Genomic DNA, 21,148 nt, shown 5'->3' with positions numbered 1-21,148 from the left:
GGACGCTGGTCAGTCCTCACTGATCAGCTCGATTCCCGAGATCAGGGGGACGGCTTGAGAACTGCTGACGGACTTGAATTCCAGCACCAGCTGATCGGCTACAACCACTCCGGGGATTTCCTTAACCAGGCTCCGCATGGGTTGACCAGTCTCGGCCAGAATATCGAAGTCCTGCAGCACCCGTTCTCCCTGCAGGAACACATCAAACTTTCGTTCCCCGACTTTTAGTTTCATGTTCGGTTCATTGAAGGTCAGGCGAACTGAATAGCGTCGGGCATTTTCATTCGTTTTCGCAGCGACATCTTCAGCACGGTTCTCCGTCGCTGACTCTTTCTTTTTCAGTACCAGTCGCGCCGATCCGGAAGTCGGCCCCCGATAAGAGCGGGCCGTGCGTGTGCCCGTACCGGTGATGATAAATGAAATCGGGTTACCCGGTTTCCAGCCAGGCTGCTGGCGAATTTCATCGAGAATCGGTTTCAGATCGGGTGTCCGTTGTGCTTCTCCAGCAGCATCCACTTTGGTCCAGGCAGGGGGCGACCAGGCAACGACAGCCCGCGTCCGTTTGCGGCTGGAGAGGTTGTGTTTTGCTTCCATCAGCGGTTTCGAATTAACTGTCAGCTCGCCCTGGATTTTCAGCTGGCACTCTTTCTTACCCGTCTCATCGACAGTGAATTGAATATAGGCTGCATCCAGTTCCTCGGTGCGTGACAGGGGAATATCGGTAAAACGAATCGCCACGACCTGGGGATCACCGCCATCCATCGTCAGTTCCAGATCGCTGCTGTTCATGCTGACGTTCCCCTTGGAGTTCTCTTCGGCGTCATCGTCGACACTCACCACCGGAATGCCTTCTCCTTGTTTAGCTGAATCCTCCTGGCGGATGGCGATCGTAATCTTCTGTGGGTCTTCAATGCCGGAGGCAGCGCCCCAGTTCAAACCCGGTTTCGACGGTGAATCGTTGATTTTAAGTGCATGGTGGCGGAAGGTGCGATAGTTTTTGTTTGCGATGGTGACTGCTAAGTCAGGAGACTCCCCACCCACGCTGGGATAATCCAGCCAGAGAGTACCGGTGTCTGCCCTGCGATCCCCGGGGGCACCGAAATTGATCCCCGCCTGTTTCACGACTCCCGTCGACTCTGCAGCGTCCTGTAACTGGCTGTTGGTCCAGATTTCGATTTCAGGCATATGGATTAAGGCCAGGGAGGTCTGGTTCTGATAGGAGCAACTGCAGGTGCGAGTGTAATCGGGGGCATTCAATACACCATTCGCCACAACCAGATTCGAAGTACAACTCGATTTGAACCCGCCGAAATTACCGGTCCCACTCTGATTGGCCAGATCATAAAAACCTGCAGCACCGGATCGGAACGTCAGCAGATTCTCACTGGCGATCACATAATTGCAGCCATAGGTGCGGGAAAACTTCAGGGGTTCTTTTTCGCGGGTAATTGGATTCGTAATCGTATAAGGGCTGCCATCCCTGATGTGAAAGGCGCCTCCTGAGACCTGGTACGAATTGGCGGAAGTGATAATCAGATCGTTGTGCAGCACCAGCGGACCGGTATATTTCTGATCCTTCTTCTGCCAGAGGATGGAGCCGTCATCGGCCTGGTAGGCAATCATTCCCTGGCCCACCTCATCACTGAGGCGATCGCTGGCCCGGGCTCCGGCCTGCAACAGCAGATCATGTTTTTCAGAGTAGCCCAGCCAGGAACCAAAGATACTTTCCTTGGTCGACCAGAGTTCCTTCCCGGTCTGCAGATCCAGGCAGAGAATGCGATACTGTGATGGATCAGCCATACCGCGCCGCGACAGTTTTTTCTCGGCACTCGCTGGGAGTTTGTCGAGGCAGTACAACCGATTCCGTCCCGCAACGATTCCGTTGTGTAAGAATGAATGCACGGCATCGACCTGCCAGAGCTTTTCTCCTGACCGACGATCAAAGGCAATCAACCCCCGACTGGCAGACAAGTCAGTCGCCGCGGGGCCGTCTTTGCCTGCTTTCTCCTGAGCCCGTTTGCCATAATGAGCAAATCCATTTCCGGCCAGCAGGATATCCTGGTCCACAGCGATAAAGGCCCAGTCTTTTTTAGGATCCGGCAGTTTGATGATTCGTTGCGTCTGCCCATCAACGGCACTCAGCACATGGCACTCCGGACCAATGGCCAGATAGACCTCTTCAGTTGTGGCGATATAGTTTGTGCCACGGGCGTTCGCGCCGGGAATGTGTTTCTGGTTGTACTGCGTACTGAGCGGCGTGTCTTCATAAGTCGAATTAAAATAGATGCCAAACGTGCCCAGGTCGTCAAATTCACGTCTCCAGAGCACTTCCCCCGTGTAAACATCGCGGGCACTCAGGCTGTTCATGCCTTCCAGAAATGTGCGACCGCCGATCACCTGCTCAGGTGGGCCATGCCCGTGTCGCGGGAGTACATCGTCGTGCGAATTTCCGCCAAACCACAGAACTCCCAACGGGAGCTTGACTCGCTTGTCATTCGATTTCACACTGTTCGCGATATCCCCATACTGGTGAGTCCAGTCAGCCGAGTCAGGCAGTGCCCCCACTCGGCGAATCAGGAGACCATCAGCCAGTTCCGTCACCTCAGCTTTAGGAAGCTGCGCCTGACGGATCATGTTTTTGAGAGACTCAAGTCGCTCGTCTGCTGCAGGAATCCAGATGACACCGCCATACGGGCGAACCGAGCGATAAATTTGCTGCAAAGAGGCACTGGTCAACGATTCCACCTGCGAAGGGCTGACGATCGTCACCCGGGCAATGTGCTGTGGCGCCTGGAAACGGGTCGGAGTTCCCTGGTGAACCGAGATACGCGTGCCATATTCCCCGCGAGCATCGAAACGTTTGCGAAGAGCAGTGACACTATGCGGATCAGTCTCCAGCACCACCAGTTGCAACGGAGAGAGTCGCAGGAAAGCGTCCAGTAAATCAGGATTATCCCCGCCCACGCAGACTGCATACCCGGTACGGGCTTCAGTCTGTTTCAGAATCCGGGCAGCTAGTTCCATGGCAGCACGATCGACCGCTAGTTTCGTTTCAGGTGTGGACTCCGTGATTATGGATTCAGTTTGCTCTCCTGGTGCGGCGAACGCCATGATCGCGCCCTCCTGAGTGACCGCGTAGAGCCTGTTATCTGCAGCCAGTAAACGAGCGACGGTTCCGGAAATAGGTTGTTGCCAGGCAACCTGCGGTTTGGCATCTGTACTGGCTGGCAGTTCGACAGCGGAAAGCGTCTGCTCACCAACTGCGTAGAGACGATTTCCGGCTCGGATCAGATCTCCCTGTCCATCGACGGGGAGAGACCAGAGTGCCTTATGCTGGCGATTAAAGGCTTCCAGCACCGGCTGTTTATCTTTCACACTGGCGGAATAGATCTGTTCGTCGTGGAGCACCGGTTCATTGTGCACGTACAGGTTGGGCAATCCGGTTTCCAGATTGTAAGCGCGAACTCCCCGATAGCGGGTATGCACAAAGAATTCTTTCTCGCCTGAGATGACGAACGAACCGCCGTTCCCTTTGCCTCCCAGATGAAAGTACTTCAATTCGCCTGTCTTGCGATCCAGGGCTGCGGGAACAGAACGACCGCCGGGCACCAGCAGCAGTTCTTCAGTTGCCACGAGCGTGCCCTGTGGCGCCACACCCGCAAAAGAAGGGGCGCTATGCGGTTGTTTGATGTAGCTGGCACTGGTCGAATCATTTACCCAGGTGACCGTTCCGGTCTCTGCATCCAGAGCATATATGAACGTCCCCATAAACGGCCAGATACTGGCTGCAAAATATATCTGATCGTCGTATAAAACAGGACCGCCGCGGGCAGGCCAGGCAGAAATCACCCGCTGATTTCCCAATGTCTTCTGTGCCGCTGGCGCGCCACGAAACTTCCAGATCAAAGTTCCGTCGCTACTGTTGAGGCAATAGAGGTGTCCGTCATCACTGACCAGGTAGACCCTGTCTTCCGTCGCAACCGGCGAAAAACGAACGGGACCATCGGTGAAGAACGTCCAGAGCGTCTCCCCGGTCCGGGTATCCAGAGCGACGAGTTTATCGGCGTCGTTAAACCCGACAAACATCCGTCGGCCAGACACGACCGGTTCAAAGACTTTGTCGTACGTCATCAGGTCATTGTTTAACGGATCATCCCAGACCTGTTTCCGGGGGCTGAATTTCCGGGTCCAGACAGGCGTCAACTGGTCGGGCAGGGCATCAGGCGAAGAAGCCGTATGTCCGGCGTCGTAGCGCCACATGGGCCAGTCGCCTGCTTGCAGAACTGAGACACTGTAGAGACAGACCGTCAGACAGATCAGGAGCGGCACGCAAGATATAGAACGAGTCATAGAAATGATTTTCATGGTTAACACACTCAAAAACGCCCAATCAGTCTTTGAACTGAGACGTTGTTATTGCTGTTCGCTCGATTTGAGATTCACATACAGGGTCGCACAGCCCCAGAGAAACATGAGCACACCCGACGACTTGAAAAACCAGGCCAGACCCTCATCCAGGAAACCGAACATAAACAATCCGGCACCACCGACAATCACCAGCAGGTCATCTTTATGTTTTTTCATCTGCTGACGCAGACCCGACAGGAGCAACATGTCATCTTTCAGTAAGAAAATCGTGAATCTGGAGAAAAAGTTGAGCAAAACGGACTTACTGTCGCCTCTAACTTACTAAGGGTGAATCAGTATTTCATGAACTTTCATAAAATATTTCAAGATCAGTGCTTCTGGAACGAATTCTGATCTGACCGGTTCTAGACTCGAGACCGGGAACGCCCTTGTATTGCTGCAAGCTCATTGTACAATTGACTATATGTAATCAGGCCATGTCTGGCAATCATTTCTTTTAGACTGAGTGAATCCGTTGTCCGTTTCTCTTTAAGGACTGCACCCGTGTTAAGTGCCAGCGAAAATCAGCACAACCGAGGTAACAAGGCGGGCAGTCTGCTACTGGCTGGACTATTTCTGATCTGCCAGCAGTCGATCTTAGTCGCTGCGGAAAAGTCTGCAGCCGACAGAGAACCACAGCGGCTGGCCGGCCAGATCGATCAGTTCATCCGAGAAGCCCACCAGCGCGAACAGGTTCAGATCGCTCCCCGTGCTTCGGATGCGGAATTCATGAGGCGGGTCTACCTGGATCTGTCCGGCAAAATTCCACCGGTAGCTGAAGTACGCCAGTTTCTGGCAGATACTACTCCCGATAAGCGGTCTCAGTTGATTGAACGCTTATTGGCCAGTCCGGGGTTCGTGGTCCACTTCACCAGTCTCTGGCGGGAGATCCTGATCCCCGAAGCCGGCACAGATCCATTTGCCCGACAACAGGTGCCCGAATTCGAAGCCTGGCTGCGAACTCAACTGCGAAACGACACTTCCTACGCTGCCTTGGCTCAAGCCATCATAGGTGCGCCCTTTGATCAGGACGCAGCACAGGCAGAGACAATGGAGCCCACTCCGCGGGCTTTCTATGTGTCCAAGCAGCTCAAACCAGAGAGTCTGGCCGCCAGTACTTCCCGTGCCTTTCTGGGAGTCCGGATTGAATGTGCCCAGTGTCATGATCATCCTTTTGATACCTGGAAGCAGGAGCAGTTCTGGAAGTTCGCGGCTTTCTTTGCCAATTTCGATCAGTCCCAACAGAATAATCTGATTACCGGATTCAGCTTGAGAGAAGTTACCGGCAAACCCGCGATCAAAATTCCCGATACAAATCGACTGGTCGAAGCCAGCTTTCTGAACGGAAAGGAGATCGACTGGGAGCAGAATCAGCGTGGGCCCCGGGAACGGCTATCGGAATGGATCACATCTTCACAGAACCCCTATTTTGCCAAAGCGTCGGTGAATCGAATCTGGAGTCTGTTCTTTGGTCGAGGCATCGTGGACCCGGTCGATGATTTTTCTGCGACCAACCCCGCCTCGCATCCGGAACTGCTGGATGCCATGGCGCGAGCCTTTCAGCAGCACGATTACGATCTGAAATATCTGATTCGCGAAATCACTAATTCCGAGACCTATCAGCTCACCAGCCATCAGACCGATCCCAGTCAGTCTCGTGCAGAATGGTATGGAAAAATGCCGACACGGGGGCTGACCTCAGAACAGATCTTTGCCAATCTGGTCCAGTCCACGGGATTCTTCCGCCAGACGACAGAAACGGATCCGCGATTGGTCGCAGGAGGCACAAATTCTCCCCAGACGGAAATTTACGAACTGTTTCAATCGGAGGCCGAAAACCAGCTGGAGCCCCGGGCTACAATATTGCAGGCTCTGGCGCTGATGAACGGTACCTTTATCACCAACGCGACCAGTCTGGAAGAGTCCGATGTGTTTACCGCGATTGTGGATTTCCCCGGTCAATCGGTCGAACAGAAAATCGAAGCCTTTTATCTGTCCACGCTTTCCCGGCCTCCCACATCGGCCGAACAAAACAGACTGAAATCGTATATCACAGCCAGTGAAGACCAGACGGACGCCTATGCGAATCTGTTCTGGGCCCTGTTAAACAGTAGTGAGTTTTTATTGAATCATTAACACATGACCGCAGCCGCCAGGACAATCTGTTGCTACCTGACCGCAGCTCTGCTGGGACTGGTCCCATTGCGCATCAGCTTAGCAGGAGAAGTTCAGGGTTCCGCGCCGCAATCAACAACGGCACAGCGAATTTTGCTTCTGGCCCCCTCAGCCCCCGTTGTGATTGCCGTTAACATTCACGTAGATGAAGCTGATTTCTGCGCGACAACGACCGATTACATCGAACGCCTCTTTACCTCGCTGGACCGTAACGAGGATCAGTTCATTGATCAGACCGAGATGGAAAACGTCCCGGCATTCGGTATCCGCCTGTTTGATCAGGGGAGCCCGGCAGAGCGGCTAAAATTGCTGGATGTAGCGCCCCGGGACCAGAAGTTGAGCATCGGAGAATTTGCGACCTATATTCACCGTGCCCAGGGTTCCGCGTTTCGCATCGCGGGGGCTCCCACACGAACTTCCCAGGTAATCGAACTATTTCGCAAACTGGATTACAACGGTGATGGTTCCGTGAGCGATGCGGAATTCGAAGCCAGCTCCCGCGCGTTGACGCAGTTCGATCGTGATGAAGATGAAGTGCTGAATCTGGCGGAACTTCGACCTTTTAATGCGAATCAGACTCAAACCGTGGTTGGAGGAGGTCAGGGAGAAACCGAGACGCCCTTCCGGCAGTTGGACAACGATCGCTCGATTCGCCAGGCGGTTGATGAACTGTTGAAAAAATATGTTGAACACGCCAATCCCAAGCAGGATGCCCTGGCTCTGGCCTGTTTCAGTTCCACCAGCAGTGGGACATCCCTGATTCAGGATTTCGATCAGGACGCGGATGGTTATTTGAATCGAGAGGAGATGTCCGCCTGGTTGCATCATCCCGTAAGTGATCTGCAACTGGAAATGGCGCTCCCGCGACAGAAAGCATTCCGCCCCACGCTTAAGTTCGTCAGTAAGCAGACGCCTCGCGTCACCGAGGTTGAGTCCCCGTCCCGTTCGCGACTGCAGTTGCGGCTCGACAGTCTGCAACTCGAATTTCGCGTCAAGAGTTCGCGGCACATGCTGGCTGACAATGTCCGTTTCTACCAGACACGTTTTCGAGTCGTCGACAGTGATAAAAATGGTTATCTGTCTCCAAACGAATTCATGCAGTTGAATATCCCCGGTGCCGACTATCAGAAAGCGGATAAGGATCAGGATGAAATGCTGCACAAAGAAGAGCTGACCGACTACCTGATTCAGAAAACGTCTTCCGTACAGAACCAAGTCGTGATGACCATCAGCAACGATGGCAAATCCCTGTTTGAAATTCTCGACGCCGATCTGGATCGACGCTTGAGCCCTCGCGAACTCAAAAACAGTCTCCAGCGAGTGCGGGAGTATGACAAAAACCGGGACCAGTCACTGGATCCTGCAGAATTGCGAGGACATTTCAAACTGACATTTGAACTCGGGAAACCGCAATTGTTTCAGTTTGATCCACGGATGGATTCCATGGCAATGAACCAGAACAGTACAATCCCACGTACCATTTCTGGACCGCGCTGGTTTCAACGCATGGATCGTAACCGGGATGGTGACATTTCGGAACGGGAATTTCTGTTCGATGCAGCCACATTTAAACGACTGGACCAGAATCAGGACCACCTAATCAGCGCCGCTGAGGCGGAGGCCCTCTCCCCGAAATCGGATTAGTATCGCAGATAAATCAATGGACTAACAACTCCTGTTAACAAGGAGAAATCTCATGGAACAAATGACAAAATCAAATCGACTGATCGAACGCGTACAACGCCGCCTGGCTCTAGCGGTCTGGGGGCGTGCACTCTTTGTGTCATTTGTAATCTCTGCATCCTTGTACCTGGCGCTCATGCTCTTCAGCCGGTTGACCGGCTACTGGACCGGCTGGTTCCCACTGGAGTCCATCAGCAGTGTCGCCATTGGTACGCTGGTGCTGTCAGCGATTCTGTTTCGCCGGCCCGATCGCGAACAGGCAGCCCGCCTGATCGATCAGCGACAGGGAACCAAGGATCTGTTTCTGACGGTGACGATGCTGGAACAGGCCGTCGGCAATTATAAGCCCCTGGTCGCGCAAGACGCAGAAAAGCAGGCACAGAAAATCAAACCATCCCAGGTTGTGGAATTTGCCTGGGCGAAACGGGTGGGTTGGGTCTGTGCCTCCACGCTGGTTCTGTTTCTGACACTGCAATACGCACCGCAACTCGACCCCTTCGGTGAAGTCCAGGCTGCGGAAACTGAACAGGAAAAGGTCAAGGAGTTCCAGAAAGAGAAAAAAGCAACAAAGGCCCGCATGGCTGAGTTGAAGAACAAAGATAACGGTGCAGGCGACGAAGAGTCTAAAGATGTCAAACTGGCGGTAGAGAATCTGAAATCGGACTTCCGCAAGATGACTCCCGGCAAAAAACAGGAAAATGCCAAGACACTGGCTGGTCACCAGAAGTCCCTGGGAGGCAAGTGGCGGCAGCGCGCCGAAGAGAATATGAAAAGCATGATGATGAAGGCAGACCAGGCCCAGAAATTTGGTGGTATGTCGAAAGATGACGGCATGAAGAAGTGGTCTAAAGAGCTGCAGGAAGGTTCGACTCAGTCACTCACCAAAGAGATGGATGAATTGAAAGATCAGCTGCAACGGCTGATGAAAGAAAAAGACCCGGTCAAACGGGAAAAACTGCAGAATGAAATCCAGAAGAAACTCAAAGAGATGGAGTCATTCGCCCGGGAACAGACTTCTTCCAAACCGATGGCAGCAGCGCTGAAGCGAGCCATGAAACAGATGCAGATGGCGCAGTCCAAGGGGCTTTCTCCCGAAGAGGCTTTCAAAGAAGCCATGGAGTCCATGGATCTGGCAAAAATGGAACTCAAAGAGGTTGCCCAGTCGGCCAAGGATATGAAAAAGCTGGAAGAAGCGTTGAAAGTTCTCCAGATGGCCAAAAAGGCGAACGACAAATCGGGCCTGGATGGAGAAGCCTGCGAAAACTGCATGACTCTCGAAGACTACGAAGAACTCTATGCAGAAATGATGGGGGGAGAAATGCCCGGTGAAGGGACCGGCAATGAGGGACAGGGCGGAGGAGGCAAAGTCGATGAAGACGACACGGGTGATAAAGGTTTTAAAACCGAAAAGTCCAAGTCGGCCATCACCGCTGGTAAGGTCCTGCTTTCCTTCAAATCCAAGGGGCTCAGCGTCAGTGGCGAAGCTAAGAAGAACTACAACAAGCTGGTCACGGATCTCAAGCAGGGCATGAGCGAAGCCATCATGCAGGAGCAGATCCCGCCCGGGTATCACGACGGAATCAAGAAGTATTTCAACTCACTCGAGAAAAAAACTGACGAGAATACACCTCAGAAATGAATGAACAAATCAGGCCCCAGGGTGCTCCCGGCTGGCTTACCTTAATTATCATCCTGCTGCTTGCCCTGTTGGGAATTGGAGTCGTCTTCTATGTTCAGAAGCAGGCAGATCCATTGGTTGTGTACTGCGCACATGACTCTATCTTTTCGGAAAAAATACTCAACGAATTCATGGCAGAGACGGGAATCGCCGTCGAACCCCGGTTTGATACCGAAGCCACTAAATCTCTCGGCCTGACGAATCTGATCATACGGGAACAGGAGCATCCCCAGTGCGATGTTTTCTGGAATAATCAGACGCTGGGTACCGCGGATCTCAAATCCCGGGGACTGCTGGAAAGCTACAAAGGTTCCGGCTACGAACGAATCCCTGAATCATTCAAAGATCCGGAAGGCTGCTGGACCGGTTTCGCAGCCCGTTTGCGGGTTTTTATTACCAATACGAATCAGCTGCAGGCGGATTCCGCCGCCATCGAAAAGGTTCTGGCCGGGCCGTTGGATCAGGTCGCGATTGCCAAACCCCTGTACGGGACGACGCTCACTCATTTCACCATCCTCTGTGATGTCTGGGGACTGGATCAACTCAAAGCCTGGTATGCGGAACAACTCAAACGGGGGATTCAGGTCACGACCGGAAATTCTCAAGTCAAGAACCTCGTCGCCGGCGGTGCCTGCGTACTGGGCTATACAGACACGGATGACTATTTTGTCGCCGTCGATGAACAACAGCCGGTGGCTGCCGTCCCCGTGACGATCGAGGATAAAGTGATTCTGATTCCCAACAGCGTGGCGATCATCAAAGGAACTCAAAAACGGGAGCAGGCAGAGAAACTGGTCGATTTTCTGCTCTCGGAGCGGGTTGAACTGGAACTGGCCCACTCGCAGTCACGCCAGATCCCCCTGGGGCCGGTTGACTGGGAGCAGGTTCCGGAAGAAGTAAAACAGTATCGGTCTGAGATCGAAAAAGCATATCCATTGACGAATCTGGTCAAACAAAGAGAGCAGACGCTGGACTGGCTCAAAACGGAGTATTTGAAATGAGCCTGGCCACTGCCTGTGGCGTGACCGTGTTGCGCAGTTTATGTATTTCATTCATCGGAGTCTTTTTAGCCCGGCGGTTGACCCCGCCGACACGGAAAGCGTTTGAATCTCGTTCCTGGTTCCTGTTAATTCTGATTTTATCACCGTTATTTGTTCCTGAACTCCTGGTGGGATATGCCTGGTCTCTGATTTCTGTCAGATTCGTGCAGTATCCTGCTCTGGTCGAGCTGACATACTCAGCTCTCGTTTTAATGAAAGTGGTCCCTGTGGGAATACTCTGTTTCAGTATGGCAGGGGGAGCATTAATCTCTCCCGAAGCGGATTTCATCCGACGCGTTTTTCGCGCGCCGGGTTCGCGACTGGCCAGCCTGAAAACTCGAGCCAGTTTTTTGCTCTGGAATTCCCTGCGACTGTGGATCCCCGTCTGGACGCTGTTATTTCTGTTGAGCTTTCAGGAATTTGAAATCGCCTCGCTGATGTATCGCGATTCCTGGACCGTCTGGATCTTTGATGCGCAGGCGGGCGGCGTTCCCGTGCAGGAAACACTCTCCTTTCTACTGGGGCCTCTCGCGATTGAAGTCGTCATCCTGCTGGGGGTCTTCAGCCTGTTGCAGCGGTTTCAGAGAGAGACCAGAAAAGTGGAAGCGACTGAAACTCCTACTCCCGCACTTCAGAATGTAAAGCTCTGGGACTGGTGTTACCTGGGTGCCGCTTTTGCCCTGGTCGTGCTGGTTCCCTTTCTCTTAATCAGTGGTGGGAGTTTAAAATCACTGCTGAATCTGCTCCAGAATCAGTATCAACTCATCAGCATTTTACAGGAGTGCGCCTGGGCGCTGGCCTACGCAGCGACAACCGGTATTGCCGCCTGGGGACTGGCCTCATTCTTTTTAAAACAGGGTTCCACCGTATTCACCCGCCTGACGGGCCTCTTGTGCTGTCTGCCTGGTTTGTGTGGCGCACTGATCCTCGCTCTCGGACTGGCATCCCTGTTTCTCACCCGGGCCGGTTCTGTGATGTATGGGACGCCGATTCCAGTTCTGCTGGGATTTGTGCTGTTTCTGTTTCCCCGCGCCCTGTTCCTGCGGCTGATGCTCCTCAAACGAGAACAGTATGCCGGCCTGTTTCTGGCACAGATACTTCGTCAGTCCCCGCGGCCCTCTCAAGCCGGACAGGGGGGCGAATTGCTTTGGGCTGTCTCGGGAAGAATGCAATTCTGGGCCGTGGTGCTGCTGGCATTCTGGGCTTACTGGGATGTCACGATCAGCTCGATCCTTGCCCCCGGCAGCACGATGACTTCATCTGTTCGTTTATACGGACTGATGCATTACGGACAGAACGCAATGTTGTCCGCGATCACCTTTTTCTGTTTTCTGGTGCCGGTTTGTCTCTGTCTGGCACTTGTTCCCCTTGTGAAACGATTCTGGATCGCCAGCTATCGCGTGTCTGTCTGAAAGTAAAAAAGATCAACGATGGTCGTAACGGCTCCCCAATCTGAAACTCTTCTCTGGCGACTGACCGAAGTCAGCCTGTCCTGGCAGGGGGGCGTACGTCTGGAGGGCATCGACCTGGAAATTCCAGCCGGGGTGACCGCCATCATGGGGTATTCCGGTGCGGGAAAGACATCTCTGTTAAACCTGTTGGTTGGCTTTGAACGCCCCGATCGGGGTGATCTTCAGCGCAATCATACGCACTTGAAATCCCCAACCCTCGACCTCTTTTGGGTTCCGCACAGTATGGGCCTCTGGCCTCAGTACACGGTCCGCGAGCATTGTCTGCTGGTCAGTCCGGATACAGATCAACAACAGGCACGAGCCGATGAACTGCTTGCCGCCTTCGGGTTAACCGAAGTGAGTGATAAATACCCTGGACAGTTATCGCAGGGGGAAGCGTCCCGGTTATCGGTTGTCCGGGCCCTGGCCAGTCAGGCGAAAGTTCTGGTGATGGATGAGCCACTGGTCCACGTCGATCAGGCACACTGGCCCCAGTACTGGGATTTCATTCGCGCGTATTGTGACTCTCACAGTATTTCACTTATCTTTTCGACTCATTCTCCCGAGCTGGTACTCCGCGAAGCACAACAGGTCATCTGCCTGGATCAGGGGCAGGTTATCTATCATGGTCCAGTCGAAGAACTTTATCGTTCGCCTCCCTCGGTGAAGGTGGCGTCATTTCTGGGGCCCGTGAATGAAATCGATTCGTCCGGGGATACCTCCGTTTTACCCATGTTGGCACGCCCCGAACAGGTGGAACTGATCACCGATCCTGCCGGTCCGTTCGAAATCAAACAGACTCACTTTCTCGGAACTATGGAAGAAGTTCGTACCGTCAACCGGGAAACCGGTGCAGCACATACTTTTTATCATCGACCTGCGCGAGCAGTACTGGAAGTGGGACAGCGGATTTCCATTCGACTGCTGATTCTGTTCTGCTGTCTGCTCCTGTGCGGAGGCTGTATTCCCGGTGATGCGCCTGAGTTATCCTTCTCTGACATTTCTCAGTGGACTGTTCCCGCGGAAGGCATCAAGGTTCCGGCGCCGCGCAGTCTGAATGTGGGGCCTGACGATGAACTCTACGTGCTGGATAACGCAGGAAGGGTTTTGGTTTACGATGCAAATGATGAATTAATCAAACAGTGGGAGATGCCTGATTTTGAAATCGGCAAGCCGGAAGGGGTCTGTCTGCTCAGAAATGGCGAGATCGCGGTTGCGGATACCCACTATCATCGCGTCGTCTTCTTTGACAAAGAAGGAAAGGTGCTCCGCATGCTGGGCGAGTATGGCGAAGGTCCTTCCCAGTTTATCTACCCGGTGTCTGTGGTGCAGGATCCGGAGGGCGATATTTACGTCTGTGAATATGGTAATCACGACCGCGTTCAGAAGTTCTCGGAAACGGGCGAGTATCTGCTCGAATTCGGTAAGGTGGGGACCGGACCGGGGGAGTTTCAGCGGCCGGCGGGAATGGTCTGGCATGATCACAAAATTTATGTCTCGGATGCAATCAATAATCGGATCCAGATTTTCTCAGATGAAGGAGAGTTTCTGGAAATTCTGGGAGCAAAAACCGGGGGAATTCCCCTCTATTACCCCTATGACATCGCCATCGACCGCAATACCAGCGAATTGTATATCGTGGAATACGGATCGGGACGCATTACCAAAACAGACCTGCAGGGAAACATCCTGGGGTGGTTTGGGAAAACGGGGATGCAACAGGGAGAATTTCTGACTCCCTGGGGACTGACAGTAAATTCAAAAGATCAGGTATTCGTGGCTGACACCGGAAATCGTTTAATCGTAAAATTGACACCATGAAAATCAAAGAACTCTACCAACAGTTAGTTCCCAGAGCACGCACGCAGGTGACGTGGCGGCGGGCACTCCCTTTGATTTTCTTCCTGTTGCTCTACGCTGGCCTCTGTGTGGGCCTCGAACTTTCAGGAGTTCTGCTCTTTGCCCGGCCCTGGGCATTCGTGCTGATTCTCTTCGCAGTCTGGGTCTGGTGGCTCTCTGTCGCCGGTTATGGCGGGCTGAGCAGGGGCAGAGCCCTGGCTGCGCTGCTGACGCGACTGGTGATGCTGGGGCTGTTTGTGATCCTGATTGCAGAGCCACGGTCCGTTCGAGTACGCGATGTGATCTCGGTAGTCTATGCCGTGGATCTATCCGATTCCATCGGTGAACGATCCGTCGATGAGGCACTGGAATTCGTTACGAAAACGGTCACTGAAAAACCGCCCAAGGATGAAGCCGGTCTCGTTGTTTTCGGAAGAAATTCGGCTGTCGAACTGCCGCCCCGCATGTCGTTCCCGTTTGAAGCATTGAATTCGCGTATCGACAGGGATGCAACCAATCTCGAGCAGACTCTGTCACTTGCCGCTGCGATGCTGCCTGAAGAAAACCGCGGACGCATCGTATTGATCAGCGATGGCACCGAGACCGAAGGCTCCATTTCACAGATTCTGGACGAGCTGAAATCCCGCGATATCGCCGTGGACGTGTTACCGATTCAATATGAATATGACAAAGAAGTCTGGCTGGAAAATCTGGAATTGCCACGGTTCGTCAAACTGGGCGAAAACTATGAAGCTTCCGTGGTACTCTCTTCGCTCCAGGATGGTGCAGGCAAGCTGGTACTGCGTGAGAACGGAGAACAGATTTACGAACAGGAAGTCAAATTCAAAGCCGGCAAAAATCGATTTGTCGTCCCCATCTACCTGCGGGATCCCGGCTACTACGAGTATTCCGCGACAATCGAAACCCAGGCTGCCGATGACCAGATCCGCGAAAACAATACCGTCATCAATTACATCTATGTCGAAGGCGAAGGGAAAGTTCTCGTTGTTACGAATCCAGCCGGTGATGACCGGGACTGGGAGTCGCTGGTGAAAGCGATTCGCGAAGGGGAACGCAATGTCGATGTCGTTTCGGCTTATGAATTTCCGAATGACTCGCTCTCACTGATGCCCTATGACGCGGTTCTTTTCGTAAACGTACCCGCTGATGCGTTTAATGTCATTCAGCTCAAAGCCGTCCACGACTCCGTCTTCAACCAGGGCATCGGCTTCATGATGGTCGGCGGAGACAACAGTTTTGGCCCGGGAGGCTATCATCGTACGGTCATTGAAGACGCGTTGCCCGTCACGATGGACATCACTAAAAAGAAAGTTTTACCCAAAGGCGCGCTGGCGATAATTCTGCATACCTGTGAGTTTCCGGAGGGGAACACCTGGGGGAAACGGATTACCAAACAGGCGATCAAGGTGCTGGGGGCTCAGGATGAAGTCGGGGTTCTGGTCTACGATTATATGGAAGGGGAAAAGTGGCTGTTCAAGCTGACGCCCGCCGGCGATTATGAAAAAATGGTCCCCAAGATCAATGGCGCGCAAATTGGCGATATGCCCAGCTTTGTCAACACGATGCGTCTGGGGCTGAAGGGTCTGAAAGAAAGTGATGCCTCCACCAAGCACATGATCATCATCTCGGATGGTGATCCTCAGCCCCCCGCGCCAAAGCTGATCAGTGATTTTCAGAAGAATAAGGTCAGCGTTTCAATGGTCGCCATCTTCCCGCATGGCGGGCGCGATATTTCGACTATGCGGGCCATCGCGGGCGCCACGGGCGGCCGGTATTACTTCCCCTCCGATCCCAACCAGTTACCTTCGATCTTCATCAAAGAATCGAAAACGCTGAAACGGAGCATGATTCAGAATGAAACGTTCGTGCCGGAGGTCGGAATGATCTCTCCAGTCTTGAAAGGCATTGAGCGCATTCCACCCCTGTTTGGTTATGTATTGACCACAATCAAACCGCGGGCAGAAGGTGTCTTAAACGCGCCGGAAAAGAAAGAAGCCGAAGGGGAGATTGATCCGGTTCTTTCCTTCTGGCGTTACGGACTGGGAACGACGGCCGCCTTTACTTCGGACCTCTCTCCCAACTGGGGAAAAGACTGGGTCAACTGGGATCACTACCAGGCGTTTGTCAAACAGCTGATGATCAAGATCTCGCGTGTGCAGAAACAGGATCATCTGAAACTGTGGAGCCATGTTACAGGTAATAAAGCAACGATTATGGTGGAAGACTTTCACCCGGAAGAATCGTTTCTAAATGTCGCAGCCCGGATTGCTGGCCCCCATGATCGGAAAGAGACCGTGGTGCTGAAGCAGGTCAGCCCCCGTCGCTACCAGGCTGAGGTACCTCTCTGGGGGAAGGGGCGATACCAGGTCACGGCTCTTGGAAAATCGGGGGAACGGGAAGATCACGCCAATGGTGGTTTCATAGTACCTTATTCACCAGAATTCCTGCGGTTCCGCTCAAATCCCATTGTGTTGGAAGAAATTGCACAAAAGACCGGCGGGCAACGGCTGGATCCCGTGAATGCAACAGACGTCATTTACGGTCGCCGCGATCCTAAACAGAGTTCCAACCCGGTCTTCGACTGGTTTCTGATGGCACTGGCAATCCTCGTTCCCCTGGACGTTGCCATCCGTCGGGTACAGCTTGACTGGTACGTCATCAAAGGCTGGTTTGGGTTCGGGAAGGAGCAGAAACAGAGCACCGCTACGATGGGAGCACTGTTGCAGCGCAAACAGGATGTGGTGGACGATCTGGATGCCCGCCGCGGCGGCTCGACCGAACAAACTGGCCAGTCGACTCTCGCCCAACTACAGGAGCTGCGTCTGCAGAAGGGGCCTGCAGCCACTCCGAAGCCCCCCGGGGCAAAGGATTCCGGAAATCAGCAGTCGGCACCACCTCCGCCGCAAACGCCTCCAGATAATCAGTCCACGACAGGGCGTTTACTGGACATGAAACGAAAACGAAATTCAGAAGACAAAGATAACGATCAGTAATCAGACAGGTTTTCAACCGTGGAGAATAATATGAATCAGCCGGAAACAACCGACGAACCCATCGTGTTACAGGCCGAAGCCGATCACTTTAAAAAAGTGTTCAACGAGGTGCGCTCCGAAGTAGGCCGGATGATTATCGGCCAGGAGCGGGTCGTGGAATCAACACTCTATGCCCTGTTTTGTGGCGGCAATGTCCTGCTGGAAGGGGTCCCTGGACTGGGGAAAACCGAACTGGTGAAAGCGCTCTCCCGTGTACTGGACCTTCATTTTCAACGGATTCAGTTTACCCCCGACCTGATGCCTGCGGATATTATCGGCACCAATATCATGAGTACCGACGAAACCGGGACCTACCGCTTCGAATTCCGCAAAGGACCGATTTTTACCCAGTTGCTGCTGGCAGACGAAATCAACCGGGCGTCCCCCAAGACACAGTCGGCCCTGCTGGAAACGATGCAGGAAGGAACCGTCACCGCCGGCGGGACACAGTATCGGCTGGACCAGCCATTTTTCGTGATGGCAACCCAGAACCCGATTGAGCAGGAAGGGACCTATCCACTTCCTGAAGCACAGCTGGACCGCTTTATGTTCAAAATTAATGTTCCGTTTCCTAACCGTGAAGAACTCAACACGATTGTGCAGCAGACCATTCTGAAACAGCCGGTCGAACTGACCAAGCTGCTCAACAGCAGTCAGATTCTGGAACTGCGTTCGGTGCTGGAAAAGGTTGTGGTTGTCGAACCAATCCGCGACTATGCCATTCGCCTGGTGCTCTCAACTCATCCGGGAACTGATTTCGCAACCGATGAAGTCCGCAGATTCATTCACTGGGGCGCCAGTCCCCGGGCAGCACAGTCCCTGGTAAAAGCGGCGCGGGTGCGTGCTTTGAGTGAAGGCCGGGCGCACGTGGCGTTTGAAGACATTCGCTACTTTGCGAACGAGGTGCTACAGCATCGGGTGCTGCTCAACTATGACGGGCAGGCGGAAAATATCAAAGTAACCGATCTGATCACCAAAATCTGCCAGGAACTGCCCGAGAAGGAGTAACGGACCGTGGCCGAGAATTCAGCCTTAACGCAGTATACCCCGCTGTTCGAAAACAAGACGTTATCGATGCTGGAGCGGATGCGCCTCAATCCGACCAGGCGGCTTACGAATCGAAGTCGAGGCGAACACCTGACCGGCAAAGGGGGATCGAGCACCGAGTTTTCTGATTATCGGAACTACGTGGCCGGCGATGATGTCCGCTACATCGACTGGAATATATTTTCGCGTCTGAATCGTCCCTTCATGAAACAGTATCAGCATGAAGAGGAAATGCACGTCGTCATCATCCTCGATGCCTCGTCTTCAATGGATTACGAAGACAAATTCGAACGGGGAAAACAACTGGCTGCAGCTTTCGGAGTCATGGGGCTGTTAAACTTTGAGAAGGTCAGCGTATATGCCTGTAATCAGCGGGGGAATCGTCCGGCCCAGTTTCCGCCCTCATCGGGTCGGGTCAGTATGAAACGACTGTTTGACTTTCTGACGGCTCTGGAACCAGGCGGAGATGAACCGGTCGAGCAGGCCGTGGAAGATGTGTTACGGACGCACCGTGGACGGGGGATCGCGGTCATTCTCTCTGATTTTGAATCTTTCGGTGATCTGCAGCGTCCTTTGAATATGTTATTCAGTGCAGGGCTGGAAATCTTCGGGGTTCAGATTCTGGCTCCTTCAGAAGTCAATCCGGAAATCAACGGGGACTTGCGTCTGGTCGACAGCGAGACAGGCCAGACTCTCGATATTTCCTCTGCAGGTGACCTGCTGGGGTTGTATCACGAGCACCGGGCCATGCTGGAAGACCACCTCTCATCCCTGTGTCGACAGCGTTCGGGACGTTTTCTGTCAGTCAACAGTGGCGATTCCCTGGAGCATGTTCTCTTTGATCAGCTGCGGCGGAAAGGATGGGTACGATGAATTTCTGGCCCGGATTTTACGCTCTGCAGGGTGCCTGGTTTCTATTGCTGCTGATTCCGCTGCTTGTGTTTTACTTTTTGAAACTCAAGCGACCGCATCAGCGCGTGCCTTCGCTGGCACTCTGGAGCCAGGTCATCAATGACCGTCGGGTGAATTCTCCTTTTCAGAAATTCAAACGCAGCATTCTGTTGCTGCTGCAGATCCTGTTACTGCTGTTCCTGGTTCTGGCTTTGATGCAGCCTTATATCCAGAGCGGGGCAGAACGGGCCGAATACCTGCCGATTCTGATCGACTGCTCCGCCAGTATGGCTGCGACCGATCCGGAAACAAAAAAGTCACGGCTGGATCTCGCCAAAGAGCGAGTGAATGAGCTGATCGAGAATATGCTGCCCGACCAGAGAATCTCGCTGGTCGCCGTCGGCTCGACTGCCCGTCGGCTGACTGATTTCACCGACAATCAGCGTGTTCTCAAAAAGTCGCTGGCATCACTCGAAGTAGATGATGTTCCCAGCCAGCTGGAAGACGCGCTGCGGATGACACAGGCACTCTCACGCACCGCCCCGATTAAATCTGTCCTCTTCTACTCCGATGGCAATTTCCCACAAGAGATCGACTTTGAACTCCCCTTTGAGCTGAATTACCAGCTGTTGCCTCCTGCTGGCGTGAATGTCGGAATCACCTCCATGAATGCCCGCAAAAATCAGGCGGGGACCTGGGATGTCTTCCTGCGAATCGAGAACTCAAAACAGGCAGACAGTTCCGCCTCCGTCGAACTGATCCAGGATGGACAGAGTGTGGCCCGGGAAGAGATTGTTCTGGGACCGGGAGAATCACAACGACTGGAATTCTCCGTTGATGCGGGAGGCGCTTCAAAAATCAAAGCCATCCTGACTCCTGCAGGCGCAGACAGTCTGGTCGCAGATAACGAAGCCTATCTGACCATTCCACAGTCTCGTCAACTTCTGGTTTATGTGGATCCTGAGTTAGCCAGCTATCGGTATGCATTGGATGAAAACTCCGAGATGATCCTTTATCCACAACCAGATCAAAGCTCAGCACCTGCGGAATACGATCTGGTCATTTCCGGTGCCGCTAAGGATATGGATCGTGAAGCATTAATCAAACTGGGAGTCGGCTTTGTACCGGAAGAGTTAGAGAAGTATATCAAGCTGGAAACGGAACTGACCGAAGTGGTGGACTGGAACCGCAGTTCATCGCTGCTCAGACACGTACAGTTAAGTGATGTCCAGATCACCCAGCAGCCGGTCTGGACGGAGAACTCCGGCGTAGAAAATCTGGAAGAACTGGGCTACGAAGTTCTGATTCACGGCAAACTGGGACCACTGTTACTGCAGAAAAGGACTCCCACCGATCAGGAATTCTATTTTCTGTTCGATACAGACCGTTCGACACTCCCTTATCGGGTTGGTTTTCCCATCATGGTTTCGAACCTGGTTCAGTTGACTCTGCAGGAGGCCGGAATCGCTGAAACTCAAGCCGCAGCAACACCGGTTTTACCGGTTGTGGAATACCAGCCGGAGCAGAGTTACCAGATTAAGCCCCCTGTCGGTAAGACGATGACAGTTAAGAGTGATGCGAATGGCGTGTTGTCCGGCATAGCGGCGCTCCACGTGGGCACTTACAACATCAGTGGCGAAGGTGCCAAAGATGCCGAAATTGGCGTGAGTTTATTGAACCCTCTGGAAACTTCTCTCGTTTCCGTAGAGAAGATCCAGTTCAGCGAAGTTCCGGTCAGCGCAGCGGCAGCGCAGATTGACAGCGATAAACCGCTCTGGAGTGAGTTTGCCCTGATCGCGTTTTTCCTGTTACTACTCGAATGGTGGTATTTCCAACGCAAACCATCGGGTGTTCCTACTTAAAATCCGTCCTCAACCTGAAATC

12 protein-coding genes are annotated in these 21,148 nt (G+C 53.2%); 10 read left to right on the top strand and 2 right to left on the bottom strand.

The genetic code is table 11. The features are described from left to right. Positions 1-9: 9 nt before the first annotated feature. Both HG66A1_RS14905 and HG66A1_RS14900 read right to left on the bottom strand, forming a co-directional pair. Complete coding sequence (locus tag HG66A1_RS14905) at positions 10-4,350, bottom strand: PQQ-binding-like beta-propeller repeat protein (RefSeq protein WP_197997153.1); 4,341 nt, start codon at positions 4,348-4,350, stop codon at positions 10-12. 63 nt (positions 4,351-4,413) lie between these two features. Beyond that, positions 4,414-4,614: a hypothetical protein gene (locus HG66A1_RS14900; RefSeq protein ID WP_145185343.1), complete on the bottom strand. Its 201-nt coding sequence runs from the start codon at positions 4,612-4,614 to the stop codon at positions 4,414-4,416. A 297-nt stretch (positions 4,615-4,911) separates the two neighbouring features. Between HG66A1_RS14900 and HG66A1_RS14895 the strand changes: the two genes are divergently transcribed. From HG66A1_RS14895 to HG66A1_RS14850, 10 genes are read left to right on the top strand one after another with little or no spacing between them, the layout of a single operon-like run. Then, the gene (locus HG66A1_RS14895) at positions 4,912-6,543 is read left to right on the top strand and encodes a DUF1549 and DUF1553 domain-containing protein (RefSeq protein ID WP_145185340.1); all 1,632 of its coding nucleotides are present in this window, start codon (positions 4,912-4,914) and stop codon (positions 6,541-6,543) included. Positions 6,544-6,546: 3 nt separating this feature from the next. After that, positions 6,547-8,226 carry an EF-hand domain-containing protein gene (locus HG66A1_RS14890; protein WP_145185337.1) on the top strand — a complete coding sequence of 560 codons (1,680 nt, stop codon included), beginning with the start codon at positions 6,547-6,549 and terminating at the stop codon, positions 8,224-8,226. 52 nt (positions 8,227-8,278) lie between these two features. Next, on the top strand, positions 8,279-9,904 hold the full coding sequence (locus tag HG66A1_RS14885) for a hypothetical protein (protein WP_145185334.1): 1,626 nt from the start codon (positions 8,279-8,281) through the stop codon (positions 9,902-9,904). Then, a complete protein-coding gene (locus HG66A1_RS14880) occupies positions 9,901-10,944 on the top strand; it encodes an extracellular solute-binding protein (RefSeq protein ID WP_145185331.1) in 1,044 nt (347 codons plus the stop codon). The genes HG66A1_RS14885 and HG66A1_RS14880 overlap by 4 nt, the downstream gene beginning before the upstream one ends. Continuing rightward, positions 10,941-12,395, top strand: a complete 1,455-nt coding sequence (locus tag HG66A1_RS14875) for a hypothetical protein (RefSeq protein WP_145185328.1) — start codon at positions 10,941-10,943, stop codon at positions 12,393-12,395. The genes HG66A1_RS14880 and HG66A1_RS14875 overlap by 4 nt, the downstream gene beginning before the upstream one ends. Positions 12,396-12,413: 18 nt before the next feature. Continuing rightward, on the top strand, positions 12,414-14,255 hold the full coding sequence (locus HG66A1_RS14870; RefSeq protein WP_145185325.1) for an ATP-binding cassette domain-containing protein: 1,842 nt from the start codon (positions 12,414-12,416) through the stop codon (positions 14,253-14,255). Next, positions 14,252-17,287, top strand: coding sequence for a VWA domain-containing protein (locus HG66A1_RS14865; protein ID WP_145185322.1), 3,036 nt, complete (start codon positions 14,252-14,254; stop codon positions 17,285-17,287). The genes HG66A1_RS14870 and HG66A1_RS14865 overlap by 4 nt, the downstream gene beginning before the upstream one ends. Before the next feature lie 30 nt (positions 17,288-17,317). Beyond that, positions 17,318-18,334 (top strand): AAA family ATPase, encoded by a 1,017-nt coding sequence (locus HG66A1_RS14860; RefSeq protein WP_145185319.1) that lies wholly within the window; start codon positions 17,318-17,320, stop codon positions 18,332-18,334. Between the two features lie 6 nt (positions 18,335-18,340). Continuing rightward, complete coding sequence (locus HG66A1_RS14855) at positions 18,341-19,246, top strand: DUF58 domain-containing protein (protein ID WP_145185316.1); 906 nt, start codon at positions 18,341-18,343, stop codon at positions 19,244-19,246. Continuing rightward, a complete protein-coding gene (locus tag HG66A1_RS14850) occupies positions 19,243-21,126 on the top strand; it encodes a vWA domain-containing protein (protein WP_197997152.1) in 1,884 nt (627 codons plus the stop codon). The genes HG66A1_RS14855 and HG66A1_RS14850 overlap by 4 nt, the downstream gene beginning before the upstream one ends. The last annotated feature ends 22 nt before the right edge of the window (positions 21,127-21,148 follow it).

The sequence above is a fragment of the Gimesia chilikensis genome, from assembly GCF_007744075.1.
In the GTDB taxonomy this organism is placed as follows: domain Bacteria; phylum Planctomycetota; class Planctomycetia; order Planctomycetales; family Planctomycetaceae; genus Gimesia; species Gimesia chilikensis_A.
This window is presented reverse-complemented; position numbering and strand designations above follow the sequence as displayed.

Bases quoted from the DNA above. Each gene is read 5' to 3' on its own strand.
- HG66A1_RS14905 (WP_197997153.1), bottom strand. From the start codon at position 4,350: ATGACTCGTTCTATATCTTGCGTGCCGCTCCTGATCTGTCTGACGGTC.
- HG66A1_RS14900 (WP_145185343.1), bottom strand. From the start codon at position 4,614: ATGTTGCTCCTGTCGGGTCTGCGTCAGCAGATGAAAAAACATAAAGAT.
- HG66A1_RS14890 (WP_145185337.1), top strand. From the start codon at position 6,547: ATGACCGCAGCCGCCAGGACAATCTGTTGCTACCTGACCGCAGCTCTG.
- HG66A1_RS14885 (WP_145185334.1), top strand. From the start codon at position 8,279: ATGGAACAAATGACAAAATCAAATCGACTGATCGAACGCGTACAACGC.
- HG66A1_RS14880 (WP_145185331.1), top strand. From the start codon at position 9,901: ATGAATGAACAAATCAGGCCCCAGGGTGCTCCCGGCTGGCTTACCTTA.
- HG66A1_RS14875 (WP_145185328.1), top strand. From the start codon at position 10,941: ATGAGCCTGGCCACTGCCTGTGGCGTGACCGTGTTGCGCAGTTTATGT.
- HG66A1_RS14870 (WP_145185325.1), top strand. From the start codon at position 12,414: ATGGTCGTAACGGCTCCCCAATCTGAAACTCTTCTCTGGCGACTGACC.
- HG66A1_RS14865 (WP_145185322.1), top strand. From the start codon at position 14,252: ATGAAAATCAAAGAACTCTACCAACAGTTAGTTCCCAGAGCACGCACG.
- HG66A1_RS14860 (WP_145185319.1), top strand. From the start codon at position 17,318: ATGAATCAGCCGGAAACAACCGACGAACCCATCGTGTTACAGGCCGAA.
- HG66A1_RS14850 (WP_197997152.1), top strand. From the start codon at position 19,243: ATGAATTTCTGGCCCGGATTTTACGCTCTGCAGGGTGCCTGGTTTCTA.